This is a genomic window from Sphingopyxis granuli (genome assembly GCF_001559015.1).
Taxonomy (GTDB): Bacteria; Pseudomonadota; Alphaproteobacteria; order Sphingomonadales; family Sphingomonadaceae; genus Sphingopyxis; species Sphingopyxis granuli.
The window spans coordinates 3,972,292-3,986,339 of the sequence record NZ_CP012199.1 but is presented as its reverse complement, the minus strand read 5'-3'; the positions used below and the strand labels follow the sequence as shown (position 1 = coordinate 3,986,339).

Annotated in this window: 15 protein-coding genes; 10 read left to right on the top strand and 5 right to left on the bottom strand. The window is 69.6% G+C overall.

Annotation, left to right across the window (positions count from 1 at the left end; translation table 11 throughout):
* The first annotated feature begins 77 nt into the window (after nt 1-77).
* Genes SGRAN_RS18290 through SGRAN_RS18280 form a run of 3 tightly spaced genes read left to right on the top strand, consistent with a single transcriptional unit; the run spans nt 78 to nt 2,958 of the window.
* A complete protein-coding gene (locus tag SGRAN_RS18290; protein ID WP_067186012.1) occupies nt 78-653 on the top strand; it encodes a CvpA family protein in 576 nt (191 codons plus the stop codon).
* Nucleotides 650-1,075: an iron-sulfur cluster assembly scaffold protein gene (locus SGRAN_RS18285; RefSeq protein WP_067186011.1), complete on the top strand. Its 426-nt coding sequence runs from the start codon at nt 650-652 to the stop codon at nt 1,073-1,075. The genes SGRAN_RS18290 and SGRAN_RS18285 overlap by 4 nt, the downstream gene beginning before the upstream one ends.
* Complete coding sequence (locus tag SGRAN_RS18280) at nt 1,072-2,958, top strand: cation:proton antiporter domain-containing protein (protein ID WP_067186009.1); 1,887 nt, start codon at nt 1,072-1,074, stop codon at nt 2,956-2,958. Before SGRAN_RS18285 ends, SGRAN_RS18280 begins: the two co-directional genes overlap by 4 nt.
* 160 nt (nt 2,959-3,118) lie before the next feature.
* Here SGRAN_RS18280 and aroB read toward each other — a convergent pair whose 3' ends face one another.
* Both aroB and SGRAN_RS18270 read right to left on the bottom strand, forming a co-directional pair.
* Nucleotides 3,119-4,222, bottom strand: a complete 1,104-nt coding sequence (gene aroB / locus SGRAN_RS18275; protein ID WP_067186007.1) for a 3-dehydroquinate synthase — start codon at nt 4,220-4,222, stop codon at nt 3,119-3,121.
* Nucleotides 4,210-4,773: a shikimate kinase gene (locus SGRAN_RS18270; protein ID WP_067187173.1), complete on the bottom strand. Its 564-nt coding sequence runs from the start codon at nt 4,771-4,773 to the stop codon at nt 4,210-4,212. The genes aroB and SGRAN_RS18270 overlap by 13 nt, the downstream gene beginning before the upstream one ends.
* A gap of 107 nt (nt 4,774-4,880) precedes the next feature.
* Between SGRAN_RS18270 and SGRAN_RS22705 the strand changes: the two genes are divergently transcribed.
* The 5 genes from SGRAN_RS22705 (at nt 4,881) to SGRAN_RS18250 (ending at nt 10,599) form a co-directional block, all read left to right on the top strand.
* Entirely contained in the window at nt 4,881-5,051 is a 171-nt protein-coding gene (locus SGRAN_RS22705; protein ID WP_172709675.1) for a hypothetical protein, read from the top strand.
* On the top strand, nt 5,048-6,868 hold the full coding sequence (locus SGRAN_RS18265; RefSeq protein WP_067186005.1) for a hypothetical protein: 1,821 nt from the start codon (nt 5,048-5,050) through the stop codon (nt 6,866-6,868). Before SGRAN_RS22705 ends, SGRAN_RS18265 begins: the two co-directional genes overlap by 4 nt.
* Nucleotides 6,861-7,748 (top strand): tyrosine recombinase, encoded by an 888-nt coding sequence (locus tag SGRAN_RS18260; protein WP_067186003.1) that lies wholly within the window; start codon nt 6,861-6,863, stop codon nt 7,746-7,748. The genes SGRAN_RS18265 and SGRAN_RS18260 overlap by 8 nt, the downstream gene beginning before the upstream one ends.
* A gap of 152 nt (nt 7,749-7,900) precedes the next feature.
* Nucleotides 7,901-8,848: an acetyl-CoA carboxylase carboxyltransferase subunit alpha gene (locus tag SGRAN_RS18255; protein ID WP_067186001.1), complete on the top strand. Its 948-nt coding sequence runs from the start codon at nt 7,901-7,903 to the stop codon at nt 8,846-8,848.
* A 248-nt stretch (nt 8,849-9,096) separates the two neighbouring features.
* Entirely contained in the window at nt 9,097-10,599 is a 1,503-nt protein-coding gene (locus SGRAN_RS18250) for a M48 family metalloprotease (protein WP_067185999.1), read from the top strand.
* Between the two features lie 73 nt (nt 10,600-10,672).
* On the opposite strand, the gene SGRAN_RS18245 is transcribed toward SGRAN_RS18250, so the two are convergent.
* Nucleotides 10,673-10,852 (bottom strand): Flp family type IVb pilin, encoded by a 180-nt coding sequence (locus tag SGRAN_RS18245; protein ID WP_067185997.1) that lies wholly within the window; start codon nt 10,850-10,852, stop codon nt 10,673-10,675.
* Between the two features lie 138 nt (nt 10,853-10,990).
* The gene (locus tag SGRAN_RS18240) at nt 10,991-11,170 is read right to left on the bottom strand and encodes a Flp family type IVb pilin (RefSeq protein WP_067185995.1); all 180 of its coding nucleotides are present in this window, start codon (nt 11,168-11,170) and stop codon (nt 10,991-10,993) included.
* 103 nt (nt 11,171-11,273) lie between these two features.
* On the opposite strand from SGRAN_RS18240, the gene SGRAN_RS18235 reads away from it, so the two are divergent.
* Nucleotides 11,274-11,666 (top strand): (deoxy)nucleoside triphosphate pyrophosphohydrolase, encoded by a 393-nt coding sequence (locus SGRAN_RS18235; protein WP_067187172.1) that lies wholly within the window; start codon nt 11,274-11,276, stop codon nt 11,664-11,666.
* A gap of 591 nt (nt 11,667-12,257) precedes the next feature.
* On the opposite strand, the gene SGRAN_RS18230 is transcribed toward SGRAN_RS18235, so the two are convergent.
* Nucleotides 12,258-13,124: a malonyl-ACP O-methyltransferase BioC gene (locus tag SGRAN_RS18230; protein ID WP_237233560.1), complete on the bottom strand. Its 867-nt coding sequence runs from the start codon at nt 13,122-13,124 to the stop codon at nt 12,258-12,260.
* A gap of 111 nt (nt 13,125-13,235) precedes the next feature.
* Between SGRAN_RS18230 and SGRAN_RS18225 the strand changes: the two genes are divergently transcribed.
* Complete coding sequence (locus tag SGRAN_RS18225; protein WP_148651001.1) at nt 13,236-14,048, top strand: double zinc ribbon domain-containing protein; 813 nt, start codon at nt 13,236-13,238, stop codon at nt 14,046-14,048.

Below are 14,048 nucleotides of genomic sequence, written 5' to 3'. Positions count from 1 at the left end.
AGGAGAAAAAGGACGGTGCTTCGACAAGCTCAGCACGAACGGTTGTATTTCATGCGTGATTTTTGGATTGCGGTCCGATGGCGAATCTGACGGCCCTCGACATCATCGTGCTGACGCTCGTCGGCGGCGGGGCGGTGCTCGGCTTTTCGCGCGGGCTGGTGCAGGAGGTGACGTCGCTCCTCGCCTGGGTGCTCGCTTTCCTGGCGGTGCGCTTCTTCCATGCGACGCTAACCGGCCTGCTGGGCGCTTATATCAGCGCCCCCGGCGGCGCGGCGATGCTGTCCTTCGTGCTGTTGTTCGGCGGTGTGTTCGCGGTGACGAAATGGGGATCGCGCGCGATGGGGCAGCGCAGCCGCGCCTCGCTGGTCGGCGGTTTCGACCGCGGGCTCGGCGCGGGGTTCGGCGCGGTGAAGGGGCTTTTGCTCGCGACATTGCTCTTCATGGCGGCGACATTGCTATACGATGTCGGTTACGGCAACGCGGCACGTCCGGGCTGGATGACCGAAAGCCGCACCTATCCCGCGCTGAGCGCGACGAGCGCGGCGCTGAGCAAGGTCATTGCCGACCGCCGCGCCGACGCGCGCGCGGCGGCGGTGCCCGACGCGGCGGAACAGGATGCCGCGGCGCAGGGCGGGGCGGATCGGGCGCGATGAGCGCGCCGCTCTACAATCGTGACATATTGGCGCTGGCCGTCGCCAACGCCGACTATCCGCTGCTGGATGCCGGGCAGCGCGCCTCGCTGCGCGCGCCGTTGTGCGGCAGCCGGATCATCGTCGATGTCGATGCCGACGCCGCCGGGACGGTGCGCGCGGTCGGCCTGCATGTCGAGGCATGCGCGCTGGGGCAGGCATCGGCGGCGCTGCTTGCGCGCCATGCGCCGGGGCGCAGCCTTGCCGACCTGCGCGCCGCGCGCGATGCGATCGCCGGCTGGTTCGCGGGCGAGGGTGCGGCGCCCGACTGGCCGGGGTTCGACCTGCTCGCGCCGGCGCGCGACTATCCGGCGCGGCACGGCGCGATCCTGCTGCCCTTCGATGCCGCGGTCGCGGCGCTCGCGGGCGCCGACGTCGCGGGATGATGCTGCCGCTCCTCTCGGCGGGCGCGGCGGTGACCGAGCGGGTATCCGAAACGCCGACCGACACCTTGCTGTTCGAAGGCGCGATCCTGCTCGGCGTCGCGACGCTGTTCGTGATGCTGTTCCGCCGCCTCGGGCTCGGCGCGGTGCTCGGCTATCTGGTCGCCGGGGCGCTTGTCGGCCCCTATGGGCTGGGGCTCGTCGGCGGCGGCGAATCGAAGCTCGCGTTCGCGGAGATCGGCATCGCCTTCCTGCTTTTCCTCGTCGGGCTCGAACTGCATCCGCGGCGGCTGTGGCAACTCCGCAAGGCGATCTTCGGGCTCGGGCTCGCGCAGGTGGTGGTGACGGGACTCGTGCTCACCGGGCTGATCCTGCTGACGCAGGGGTTCAGCTGGCAGGCGGCGCTGGCGCTCGGCCTGCCGCTCGCGCTCTCGTCGACCGCGCAGGTGCTGCCCAGCCTCAAGAGTTCGGGGCGGATCAACTCGCCTTTCGGCGAAAAGGCCTTTTCGATCCTGTTGTTTCAGGATCTCGCGATCGTGCCGATGATCACCATCGTCGCCGCCCTGTCGCGCGCGCCTGCCAACCCCGCGGCGCCGCCGGGCGGGGTGCTGGCGCTCTACACGGTGCTCGCGATCGTCGGGCTGGTGCTCGCGGGGCGCTTCGTCGTCAATCCGCTGCTGCGTCTCGTCGGCCGCTATGGCGAGCGCGAACTGTTCGTGGTCGTCGGCCTGCTCGTCGTGCTGGCGAGCGCGGCGCTGATGCACAGCCTGCACGTCTCGACCGCGCTCGGTGCCTTCGTCGCCGGGGTGATGCTCGCCGATTCGCCCTATCGGCACGAGATCGAGGCTGATGTCGAGCCGTTCCGCCTGATCCTGCTCGGCCTCTTCTTCCTCGCGGTGGGCATGGTGCTCGACGTCAACGTCGTGCTCGCCGACCCGCTGCGCGTCGTCGGGCTCGCGGCGGGGCTGGTGATCGTCAAGGTCGCCGTGCTGACGCTGCTGGTGCGCGCGGCGGGCAAGTCGTGGCAGGTCGCCTTCGGCCTCGCGCTGCTGCTCAGCCAGGGCGGCGAGTTCGGCTTCCTGCTCTTCACGCAGGCGGCCGATGCGCTGCTCATCGCGCCGCAGGCGGCCAGCCTGTTCAGCGCCGTCGTCACGCTGTCGATGGTCACGACGCCCTTCCTGATGCTGTTCGCGCGCAACCTCGAACTGGCGCCGGGGGGCGAAGAGGCCGGTTACGACGGGCCCGATGCCGCGCCGCGCGGTTCGGCGCTGGTCATCGGCTATGGCCGCTTCGGGCAGATCGTCGCGCAGATGCTGCACGCGGTCGACTGCTCGGTGACGCTGATCGACCGGAAACCGAGCCAGATCGAGCTGTCGGGGCGTTTCGACACCAAGGTCTATTTCGGCGACGGGCTGCGGCTCGACCTGCTGCGCCGCGCGGGGGCGGAGGAGGCGCGGCTGATCATCTATTGCATCGACGACCCGTCCGTCGATGCCGCGACGCTGGCGCCGATCGTCGAGGCCTTTCCGCAGGCGCAGGTGCTGACCCGCGTGTTCGACCGCCGCCAGTTGATGGCGATCGACGGCGCGGGGGTTTCCGGAGCGGTGCGCGAGCTGTTCGAAAGCTCGATCGCGCTCGGGCTGATGGCGCTCGGCCGGCTCGGCGTCGACCCGCGCGAGATGGAGGATGTGGAGGCGGCGCTACGCCAGCTCGATGCCGAGCGGTTGGGCATGCAGATGAGCGAAGGCGACCTCGGCGCCGGGCGTGATTATCGCTTCGTCGCGGGCGGCGGGCGCCAGGCGACGAGCGTTCTCGAAGCGCTGCGCGAGCGGCGGGCGGCGGCGAAACGCGCACGCGAAGAAGAGGAAAGCGGTGCGGCGGCGTAAATGCCTCCCCTCTCCCCTGAAGGGGAGAGGATATGGAGGCTTGGCAGCTTGCTGCCTAGCCGGAGTTGGAGAGGGGCAGGTTGCGTCCCCCTCTCCAAGCTTCGCTAGCTCCTGACGGAGCAAGCTACGCTATCCTCTCCCCTGAAGGGGAGAGGGGCGATCAGGCCCGCTGCCCGTCCAGAAAGGCCGCCACCGCGTCGAGGCCGTAGGCGTCGGTCACGAAGCTTTGCCCGATGCCGCGCGTCAGGATCAGCGGTAGCTTGCCGCCGCGCACTTTCTTGTCGTGCGCCATATGCGCCGCGAGCGCCGCGCCGCCGCTGTTGACCCCCGCACTCGTCAGGCTGTGCGGCAAGCCGACGCCGGCGAGATGGTCGCGCACCCGTGCCGCGTCGGCGGCGGAGCAGAGGCCGTGGGCGGCCGAGAATTGATGCGCGAGCACCATCCCCGCCGCGACCGCCTCGCCATGGAGCAGCCGGTCCGAATAGCCGGTCTCGGCCTCGAGCGCATGGCCGAAGCTGTGGCCGAGGTTGAGCAGCGCGCGCACATCCTGCGTCTCGCGCTCGTCGGCGGCGACGATGCGCGCCTTGGCAGCGACGCTGTGCGCGATCGCCCGGTGCCGCGCCTCGCCGTCGCCCGCGAGCAGCGCCGCGCCGTTCGCTTCGCACCAGGCGAAGAAACCGGCGTCGTCGATCAGCCCGTATTTGACGACCTCGGCATAGCCCGCGCCCAGCTCGCGCGGCGGCAGCGTCGCCAGCGTCGTCGGGTCGATCACCACCAGCGCCGGCTGATGGAAGGCGCCGATCAGATTCTTGCCTGCGGCGACGTTGATCGCGGTCTTGCCGCCGACGCTGCTGTCGACCTGCGCCAGCAGGGTCGTCGGCGCCTGGATGAAGGCGCAGCCGCGCTTGACGATGCTGCACGCGAAACCGACGAGGTCGCCGATCACCCCGCCGCCGAGCGCGATCACATGGTCGCTGCGTTCGATGCCTTCGCCGATCAGCCATTCGGTGAGGCGCGCGAGGCCGTCCCAGCTCTTGGTGCTCTCGCCCGCGGGCAGTACGAAGGAGGAGAAGGAGATGCCTTCGGCGCCGAGCGACGCGCCGACGCGCGCCAGATAGGAATCGGCGACATGGCTGTCGGTGACGATCATCGTGCGCGGACGCTTCAGCAGCGGCGCGACGTGCGCGCCGATCTCGGCGAGCAGTCCGTCGCCGATCAGGATCGGATAGCTGCGCGCACCCAGTTCGACCGTCAGCTTTTCCATTGCGATAGGGCCTCCAATATCGCGCGCACCGTATGCTCGTGCGGCTTGCTCGCCGAACTGACGCGCAGATGCGCCTCGGCATAGATGGGGTTGCGGACCGCCGCCAGTTCGCGCAGCACCTCGCCGGGGTCGCGGTCCTTCAGCAGCGGGCGGTGGCTGCGCCGCGCGACGCGCTCGACCAAAGTCGGGATGTCGGCGTCGAGCCAGATGCACAGGCTGTCCTTCAGGATCAGCGCGCGCGTCTCCTCGTTGATGAAGGCGCCGCCGCCGGTTGCCAGCACCAGCGGCCGGCCGGCGAGCAGCCGCGCGATCACGCGCCGTTCGCCATCCCTGAAATGGGCCTCGCCGAAGCGCGCGAAAATGTCGGAGATCGTCATGCCCGCCGCGCGCTCTATCTCGTCGTCGGCATCGGCGAAGCGCATCTTCAGCCGGTCGGCGAGCCGTCGGCCGATCGTCGACTTGCCCGACCCCATCAGCCCGACGAGCACGATCGAACGCTCGCGGATCGCGGGGGGAACGGCCGGTGCCGGGCTTTTCGGGTTTCGCGTCATGCCGCGCGCGGCTATACCGCCCGCGCCGCGCGGGACAATCATTTTACCGCTCGCGCGGCGCGGCGTCGCTGTTTTGCGTCGCCGCCGGCAAGGATGGGCATGGACTATTGCGTGCGAAGGACGGATCGGGAAAAAGCCGCTGGATCGGGCGACTGGCCATATCGGCCCTGCTGCTCGCGGCCTTCGCACTGCTGCTGCTGGTGCTCGGCCGGCCGATCGAACCGCGGATGATTGAGGTGGACGTGACCGACAAACTGGCCGAAAGCATGGCCCGATGACGCGCAAGCTGCTTGCCCTGACCCTCGGCCTGTCGGGCACCGCGCTCGCCGCGGCGCTGGTGCTGCCCGCGATCGCGCAGGAATCGCTGCTGCCGGAGGGATTCGGAAGTCCCGCCGAAACGCCGGCGCCCCGGCCGGCGCCGACTCCCTCGACAAGTCCCGCGCCGACTCCTTCCCCCCGCCCGGTACCGCCCGCCGGCACTACCGTAACCCCGCCGCCGGTCGCTCCGACGATCGCCGCGGCCGAATCCGGCGACGCCGCGACGGAGGACGGGACCGAGGAGGAGGTGACGAGCGGCGGGCTGAAATACGACCTGCCGCCCGGCGCGCGGCGGCTGCTCACCCGCATCGGGCCGCTGACGCCCGAAACCGGCGGCCTCGCGCCCGACGCCTTCGGGGTGCGCGGCCAATATGCCGCCGCGATCATGCGCGCGACCGGCGGCACGCTCGCGTCGCGCTGGGGGCAGATATTGCTGCGCCGCGCGCTCGCCTCGGCGATCGACACGCCGGAGACGATCAACGGCGCCGATCTGGCGGCGGAGCGTGCCGCGCTGTTGCTGCGGATGGGCGAATCGACGACCGCGCGGCGGATTGTCCAGTCGGTCGATTACGACCGCGCGACCCAGCGGCTGGTCGCGGTCGCGCAGCAGACCTATCTCGCCAATGCCGACCCCGCGGGCCTGTGCGCCTATGTCCCCGCCGGCCTCGCGCATGGCGACGAGCAGGCATGGCGGCTCGCCGCGGCGATCTGCGCCGGGCTGTCGGGCGAGGCCGGGCCGGCGGGCTGGGCGATCGGGCGGGTGCGGTCGAGCGGCAAGATCGCCAATTTCGACATATTGCTGGCCGAGCGCGTGCTCGGCGCGACCGGCGCCGGACGCCGCTCGACGACGATCGAATGGGACAAGGTCGACCGGCTGACGAGCTGGCGCTTCGGCATGGCGACCGCGACCGCGGTGCCCATCCCCGACCCGCTGCGCGCGTCGGCGCCGCCGCAGATGCGCGGGTGGACGGTGCTTGCTCCGATGACCGACATGCCCGAGCGCGTCACCGCCGCACCCTATGCGGCGGCGCGCGGCGTGCTGTCGAGCGACGCCTATGTCTCGCTGCTCAGCGCTGCGGCGGGCGAAGAGGAGCCTTCGGAAGCGCTGGAGGAGCAGACCGACCGGCTTCGCAGCGCCTTCCGCGCCGCGAACGGCGCCGACCGCTATGCCGCGATGCAGACATTGTGGAGCGCGGGAACCGGCCCGGCGGCACGCTATGCCGCGATGGTGGCGACCGCGCGCGCGGCGGCGGGCCTGCCGCCCGTGACCGACGTCGGCGACGATCCGTGGCAGCTCATCGGTTCGATGCTGACGGCGGGTTATGACAATAATGCGATGGCGTGGGTTCCGACCGTGTCGGTCGGCAGCCGCGCCTGGGGCATCCTCGCGGTCGGCTCGCCGCGTCCGCTGAACGGCACGACGGCGGGGGCGATCGGCAATTTCGCGAGCGACGACGACAGCGCCGAGGGGCTGCGCAGCAAGCTGCTGCTCGCGGGGCTTGCCGGGCTCGGCCGCATCGAAGAGGGGCAGGCGGCATCGGCGGCGAGCGATCTCGGCATCAGCCTGTCGAAGCAGACGCGCTGGACGCGTGCGATCGAGGCGGCGGCGCAGCGGCGCGAACCCGGCATGGTCGCGCTGCTCGCCGCGGCGGGGATGCAGGGCGACTGGTCGAAGATGCCGCCCTATCACCTCTATCATATCGTCCGCGCGCTGCGCGAGGTCGGGCTGGGATCGGAAGCGCGGATGATCGCCGCCGAAGCGCTGGTGCGTGTCTGACGCGGCGCTGATCGACCGCTTCCTCGAGATGATGGCCGCCGAGCGCGGCGCGTCGCGCAACACGCTGGCGGCCTATCGCCGCGACCTGGTGCAGGCGGCGGAGTGGGTGCGCGGTCCGCTCGCGGGGGCCGATGCCGCGGCGCTGCGCGGCCTGATGGCGGAGTATCGGACCCTCGCCGCGAGCAGCGCCGCGCGCAAGCTGTCGGCGCTGCGCCAGTTCTTCGCCTTCCTGCTCGACGAGGGCGAGCGGGTGGACAATCCGGCGCTCGACATCGCCCGCCCGGCGACGCGGCGGCCGCTGCCGCGCATCCTGACCCACGACAATGTCGACCGGCTGTTCGCGCAGGCGGGCGAAGAGGCGGACGGGGCGGCGCCGCCGGCGTCTGCGGTGCGGATGCTGCTGCTGCTCGAACTCCTCTATGGCTCGGGCCTGCGCGCGAGCGAACTGGTGTCGCTGCCGCGCCGCGCGGTCGCGGGCGGGCGCGACTATCTGATCGTGCGGGGCAAGGGCGACAAGGACCGGCTGGTGCCGCTGTCGGCGCGCGCGGGCGCGGCGCTGGATCGCTGGCTGCCGCTGGTTGCCGAGGGGAGCCCGTGGCTGTTTCCGTCGGGCAAGGCGCATCTGTCGCGCGTGCGGCTGTTCCAGATGCTGCGCGAACTTGCCGCGCGCGCCGGGGTCGATCCGGCGGCGGTCAGCCCGCATGTGCTGCGTCACGCTTTCGCGACCCACCTGCTCGAAGGCGGGGCCGATCTGCGCGCGCTGCAACTGATGCTGGGCCATGCCGACATCGCGACGACCGAAATCTATACCCATGTCGACAGCCGCCGCCTCGTCGAACTGGTCAACCGCCGCCACCCGCTGGCGCGGATCGACGAATAGGGACTGTCCCCATTTGGACGATGTTCGTCATTGCGAGCGTCGCGAAGCGGTCTCCAGCCATCGGCAGGGCGGGACGCTGCCGGACAAATAGGACCCGCCCCCGTTTCCGGCAGGCGTTGACCTGAACGCCCCATCCGCCTAGCGAATCCGACATGACAGCCTTTCTGGACTTCGAAAAACAGGTCGCGGCGCTCGATCGCCAGATTGCCGAACTGCGCGAGATGGGGGACGATCCGTCGCTCGACATCGAAGGCGACATCGCGCGGCTGGAGGCGAAATCCGCGAAGATGCTGCGCGATATCTATGCGAAGCTGACCCCGTGGCAGAAGACGCAGGTCGCGCGCCATCCCGACCGGCCGCATTTCAAACATTATGTCGCGGGCCTGTTCGACGACTGGATGCTGCTCGCCGGCGACCGCAATTTCGGCGACGATCAGGCGATCCTCGGCGGGCTCGCGCGCTTCCGCGGCCGCCGCGTGATGGTGATCGGGCACGAGAAGGGCGACGACATCCCTTCGCGCATGAAGCATAATTTCGGCATGGCGAAGCCCGAAGGCTATCGCAAGGCGATCCGCCTGATGCAGCTCGCCGACCGCTTCGGGCTGCCGGTGGTGACGCTGGTCGATACCTCGGGCGCCTTCCCCGGCATCCAGGCCGAGGAGCGCGGCCAGGCCGAGGCGATCGCGCGCTCGACCGAACAATGCCTCGCGCTCGGCGTGCCGATGGTCGCGGCAATCGTCGGAGAGGGCGGCTCGGGCGGTGCGATTGCGCTCGCCGCCGCGAACCGGGTGCTGATGTTCGAACATGCGGTCTATTCGGTGATCTCGCCCGAAGGCTGCGCGTCGATCCTGTGGCGCACCGCCGACAAGGCGGCCGATGCCGCCGCGGCGATGAAGATGTCGGCGGAGGACCTGTTGGCGCTGAAGGTGATCGACCGCATCGTCCCCGAACCCGTCGGCGGCGCCCACCGCGCGCCAGAGGTCGCCATCCAGTCGCTTGGCGACGCGATCGCGAGCGAACTCGACGCGCTGTCGGGCCTGCCGCGCGATGCGGTGCTGGCGGCGCGCGAAGAGAAATTCCTGGCGATGGGGCGGGCCTGAAGGGGAACCCGTTCGCTGGCGATGGCGTTCTTCTTCAAATGTCTTCGATTCGGACCGAACCCCTCCTCCTTCGTCACCCTGAACTTGTTTCAGGGTCCACGATTCTGCCCTCGAAGGCAGCGCGGCGCAAAAGGACGGGTCGAGTCATGGATGCTGAAACCGGTCAGCATGACGAACGAAGACAAGTCGAGGTCGATCGGCTTCGCATTCGCAGACGGCATATTCACAAAACCGAGGGAGGCGTATTGATGGCCCGCAGGACGACGATGATAGCACTCGCGGCGCTGGTTGCCGGCTGCGCCGCGGCCGGAAGCGGGGTCGGCTCGCCCGCCGATGCGAAGGCGGTCAGGACCGCGACCAGCATCTCTGCCGCCGACCGCCAGCAGGGCAGCGAGGCGCATCCGCAGCTCATGGCCGAATTCGGCGGTGCCTATGCCGGGGCGCAGGCCGCTTATGTGAACCGCGTCGGCCAGAATATCGCGGTGCAGTCGGGCCTGTCGCGCAGCCCGAGCGATTTCACGGTGACCCTGCTCAACTCGCCGGTGAACAACGCCTTCGCGATCCCCGGCGGCTATGTCTACGTCACCCGCCAGCTGATGGCGCTGATGAACGACGAGGCCGAACTGGCGGGCGTGCTGGGGCACGAGGTCGGCCATGTCGCGGCGCGGCACAGCAAGAAGCGCCAGTCGGCGGCGACGCGCAACACCGTTCTTGGCGTCCTCGCCACTGTGCTCGGCGGCGCGATCGGCGACAATGGCGGGCTGCTCGGTGGACTCGGCGGCCTGCTCCAGAACAATGCGATGCAGGTCGCGCAACTGGCGACGCTCGGCTTCTCGCGCAGCCAGGAACTGGAGGCCGACCAGCTCGGCGTGCAATATCTGAAGAGCGCGGGCTACGACCCGCTCGCGCTGTCGACGATGCTCGCCAGCCTCGCTGCACAGACCAGCCTCGAAGCGCGCTTGTCGGGCGGTGACGCGCGCTCGCTTCCCGAATGGGCGAGCACCCACCCCGACCCCGCGTCGCGCGTCCGCAACGCCCAGACGCTTGCCGCGCGGCAGGGTGCGGGCGGGGTGCGTAACGCCGACGCCTTCCTGGCATCGGTTAACGGCGTGCTCTATGGCGACGATCCGGCCCAGGGCGTCGTCGAGGGGCGCGAATTCCTGCATCCCGACCTGAAACTGCGGTTCGAGGTTCCGAACGGCTATGGCATGCAGAACGGGACGAGCGCGGTGTCGATCAGCGGCAACGGCGGGCAGGCCCAATTCTCGACCGGCGCCTACAACGGCGACATGAATGCCTATATCGCCGCCATTCTCAAGGAAATCGGCGGCAAGGCCAATCTGACGCCGGGCACGATCCAGCGCACGACGGTGGGCGGCATCCCCGCTTATTACACGACCGTCCGGGCCAACAGCCAATCGGGGCAGGTCGACGTCACCGTCTTCGCCTATGAATTTTCGCGGACCAGCGCATTTCATTTCGTCGCGCTGACCAAGGCAGGCGGCAGCGGCGTGTTCAATTCGATGTTCACCAGCCTCCGCCGGCTCAGCACCAGCGAGGCGGCGGCGATCCGGCCGCGCCGCGTCGATGTCGTGACGGTGAAGAGCGGCGACAGCGTCGCCAGCCTGGCGCGGCGCATGGCGTACAGCGATTATGCCGCCGAGCGCTTCCAGGTACTCAACCGGCTGGCGGCGAACAGTCGCCTGACGCCGGGGCAGAAGGTGAAGATCGTCACCTACGCCAGCCGCTGACACGAAAAAGGGCGGTGCATGCACCGCCCTTTCCCTGGATTCTGCCACCCGCGAAGCGGATGGAGGAGGCCGATTACGCCTTGCTGTTGGCAGTGGTCAGCTTGCCGTCCACCTTGTTGAAGGTCTGGCTGACGCTCGAGCCGACGCTGGTCAGCGCGGTGATGGCGGCAACGGCGATCAGCGCAGCGATCAGGCCGTATTCGATGGCAGTCGCGGCCTTGGTGTCGCGAACGAATTTCTTGAAAAACTTCATGTCTGGTCTCCTGGTAGGTCACTTACCCCGTTGACGATCTGGTCGGTGTCAACATCTGCGGGATTTACGGGCAATTGGTTTTGAAAAGTTTAATGCCGGACGCCGGAATATGCGCGATTCGGCTTGGAAACCGCCGGATCAATTCTTGCTCGTCGCCGTGTCGGTGGTCGTCGACACATGATTCCACATATTGGCGGTCGACGTTCCCACGCCCGCCATGGCGGACACTGCGGCGATGAAGATCATCGCCAGGATCAACCCATATTCGATGGCTGTCGCGGCCCTGGTCGACCGCAGCAGCGCGAGAAACTTGGCCATTGTTCCGCCCCTGCCCCAAATGTTACGTCCCGAAGCGGCCGAATTTTGCACAGGAAGGTTAAGGAATTTGACTGTCCCCGACGCGCCCCGCGCCGCGCAAAACATGCTTCTCGTGGTCGCGGCGGCGCTGGTCGACCGCGACGGTCGGATCCTCGTCCAGCAGCGCCCGGTGGGCAAGCCGATGGCGGGACTGTGGGAATTTCCGGGCGGCAAGGTCGAACCCGGCGAGACGCCAGAGGCGGCGCTGATCCGCGAACTGGCCGAGGAACTGGCGATCGACGTCGATCACGCCTGCCTCGCCCCCGCCTGCTTCGCGAGCGACACGCTAGCGGGCCGGCACCTGCTGTTGCTGCTCTATGTCTGCCGCAAATGGCGGGGAACGCCGGTCGCCCAACATGCGACCGCGCTGCGCTGGGTGCGGCCGGTCGAGCTTTACGGCCTCGACATGCCGCCCGCCGACCTCCCGCTGATCGGGCTGCTGGAGGCGCTTGTTTAGACCATGATGACATCAGGCGGACTCGTCATTGCGAGCGGCGAAGCCGCGCGGCAATCCAGAGTGTGTGCAGACCGCCTGGATTGCTTCGCTCCGCTCGCAATGACGAAGTGGGTCAATCCAAAGTCATCATGCTCTATGGCCTGTGGGGATTCGGGTGCTTGCGGACGCATAGGACCGTGTCCCCGCGAAGGCGGGGACCCGGTGCGGTGGGACGCAAATCCTGATTTCATCCGCTCTGGGCTCCCGCCTTCGTGGGAGCACGTGGTTTTGTTTTGCGGAAAAACTGAATCCCCGCAGGCCATAAAGCGGCTTGCCGTTGGAGCATGATGACATCAAGCTCGCTCGTCATCGCCACCCCGGATCGGCCCTTATCCCTTTTCGACAAGGACCCGTTCCCCGGCGAAAGCCGGGGTCCACGCGGAGCAGCGCCGTGCCGTCTGGACCCCGGCTTTCGCCGGGGAACAGCTCCTTACTTGCCTGAAGGGCATATATGCCGATTTCAGGCTCGCCGCTCTGAACAGGCGTCGCCCCAGCGAAAGCTGGGGCCGCTGGCAAGTCTGCGCTACGCCAGCCGCCGCCCCCGCTCGACGATTATCGCTTCGGCTTCAGCGCCTCCGTCAGCGAGGCGGAGCCGCTGCCGCGCCGCGCCGGCTGGGGCTGGTCGGGGTGCGGCGCCCAGCCGCTGAAATGGACGAGCCGGAATTGCTCGGCGATACGGCCGTCGGGGTCGGCGCCGGCGGCGAAGGCGACCGCAATCCGCGCCGTTTCCTCGCGGGTCAGCGGCGGCGGGGCAGGGGATAGGCGGCTCGCCAGCCCCGCGGCGCGCAGATCGCGGGCGAGGGCGAAAACGTCGCTATAGCGCACGGTCAGCGCCTCGACATCGACCACGGGCAGCGCAAAGCCGGTGCGCTGGAGCAGATTGCCCATCGCGGCCAGGTCGATCTGCGGGTGCATCCGCGCGACGGGGCGGACACCCTCGGCCATCACCGCGCGGCGCAGGCGCGGCAGGCTGCCGTCGCCGACGAAGGCACCGAGCAGCAGCCCGTCGGGGGCCAGCAGCGCGCGCAGGCGGACGAGCGCGCCGGGCACGTCGTTGACGCCGTCGAGCCCGCCGGGCCACAGGATCAGGTCGAAGCTGGCGAAGGGCAGGTCGACCGCATCGGCTTCCCCTACCAGCGCGTCCACCGACGCCGCGAGCGCCGGCCCGGCCTCGAGGATCGACAGTGCGGTCCCGGTGCCGCGCAGATGCGCGATCAGCGCGCCGTCGTGCGCGCCGATCAGCAGGGTGCGCGGAAAGCTGCGCGTGACCATGGTCAGCCGGTCGAGCAACGTCTCGGCGATGATCGGGGCGAGGAAATCGGCATCCTTCGGCAGGCGCGCCATCCGGTCGCGCTGGGCGCGATGGCGCGCGGGGGAAAAGAGCGGGGCGGATGAGGCGGGAGCGGGAGCGGACGGCATGGCGCGCTTGTGCCGCTCCGGCCGATGCTTCACAACCCCAAGATGGCGATGCGCGTGGGGAAAGAGGGGCAGGATGCGGCGCCGCGGCGCTGGAATGGGCCGCTGCGGACGATGGTGCGGAGCGTGGCACGCGGCGTCGCCGATTATGCGCTGCCGCCGCGCTGCCCCGCCTGCGGGGTGATCGTCGGCGACGACCGGCAATTCTGCCTCGCCTGCTGGTCGTCGCTCGATTTCCTCGACGGACCTGCCTGTTCGCGCTGCTCGATCCCCTTGCCCGATGCGCCGGCGGGCATCCCGCTCGAATGCGGCGCCTGCCTTGCCGACCCGCCGCCCTTCGACGGCGCCCCCGCCGCCGTCGCCTATGGCCCCGCCGCCCGCACCGTCGCGCTGCGGCTCAAATATGGTCGCCGGCTCGGCCATGCGCGGCTGATGGCGCAGTTCCTCGCGCGGCCGCTGGCGGCGCTGACGATGGGGGAAGAGGACGGCGAACCGCTGCTCGTCCCGATCCCGCTTCACCGCTGGCGGCTGTGGTCGCGCGGCTTCAACCAGGCGGCGCTCGTCGCCGACGCGCTGGCGCGGCACAGCGGCGTCGCGCACGATCCGCACCTGCTCGTCCGCACGCGCGCCACCGCATCGCTGCGCGGCAAGGGAAAGCGCGAGCGCGAGCGGATCGTCGCCGGCGCCTTCGCGCTGGCGCCCGCGGCACGGACGCGCGCCGCCGGGCGGCACCTGATCCTGGTCGACGACGTCCATGCGAGCGGTGCGACGCTGCGTGCCGCGGCGCGGGCGCTGCGGCGGGTCGGGGCGGCGCGCGTATCGGCGCTGACCTGGGCGCGAGTGGTGCCCGGCGCGGCGTCGCCCGTCGATCCGATTGACTTTGCCAAGCTGGATTCCGATATGGACGGCAGGATGATGACGGGATAG

What these genes read in the sequence shown, in the direction of transcription:
- SGRAN_RS18240 (WP_067185995.1), bottom strand. Translation starts at nt 11,170, where the DNA reads ATGGCCAAGTTTCTCGCGCTGCTGCGGTCGACCAGGGCCGCGACAGCC.
- SGRAN_RS18235 (WP_067187172.1), top strand. Translation starts at nt 11,274, where the DNA reads ATGCTTCTCGTGGTCGCGGCGGCGCTGGTCGACCGCGACGGTCGGATC.
- SGRAN_RS18290 (WP_067186012.1), top strand. Translation starts at nt 78, where the DNA reads ATGGCGAATCTGACGGCCCTCGACATCATCGTGCTGACGCTCGTCGGC.
- SGRAN_RS18230 (WP_237233560.1), bottom strand. Translation starts at nt 13,124, where the DNA reads ATGCCGTCCGCTCCCGCTCCCGCCTCATCCGCCCCGCTCTTTTCCCCC.
- SGRAN_RS18270 (WP_067187173.1), bottom strand. Translation starts at nt 4,773, where the DNA reads ATGACGCGAAACCCGAAAAGCCCGGCACCGGCCGTTCCCCCCGCGATC.
- SGRAN_RS18280 (WP_067186009.1), top strand. Translation starts at nt 1,072, where the DNA reads ATGATGCTGCCGCTCCTCTCGGCGGGCGCGGCGGTGACCGAGCGGGTA.
- SGRAN_RS18245 (WP_067185997.1), bottom strand. Translation starts at nt 10,852, where the DNA reads ATGAAGTTTTTCAAGAAATTCGTTCGCGACACCAAGGCCGCGACTGCC.
- SGRAN_RS18225 (WP_148651001.1), top strand. Translation starts at nt 13,236, where the DNA reads ATGGTGCGGAGCGTGGCACGCGGCGTCGCCGATTATGCGCTGCCGCCG.
- SGRAN_RS18255 (WP_067186001.1), top strand. Translation starts at nt 7,901, where the DNA reads ATGACAGCCTTTCTGGACTTCGAAAAACAGGTCGCGGCGCTCGATCGC.
- aroB (WP_067186007.1), bottom strand. Translation starts at nt 4,222, where the DNA reads ATGGAAAAGCTGACGGTCGAACTGGGTGCGCGCAGCTATCCGATCCTG.
- SGRAN_RS18250 (WP_067185999.1), top strand. Translation starts at nt 9,097, where the DNA reads ATGGCCCGCAGGACGACGATGATAGCACTCGCGGCGCTGGTTGCCGGC.
- SGRAN_RS18265 (WP_067186005.1), top strand. Translation starts at nt 5,048, where the DNA reads ATGACGCGCAAGCTGCTTGCCCTGACCCTCGGCCTGTCGGGCACCGCG.
- SGRAN_RS18285 (WP_067186011.1), top strand. Translation starts at nt 650, where the DNA reads ATGAGCGCGCCGCTCTACAATCGTGACATATTGGCGCTGGCCGTCGCC.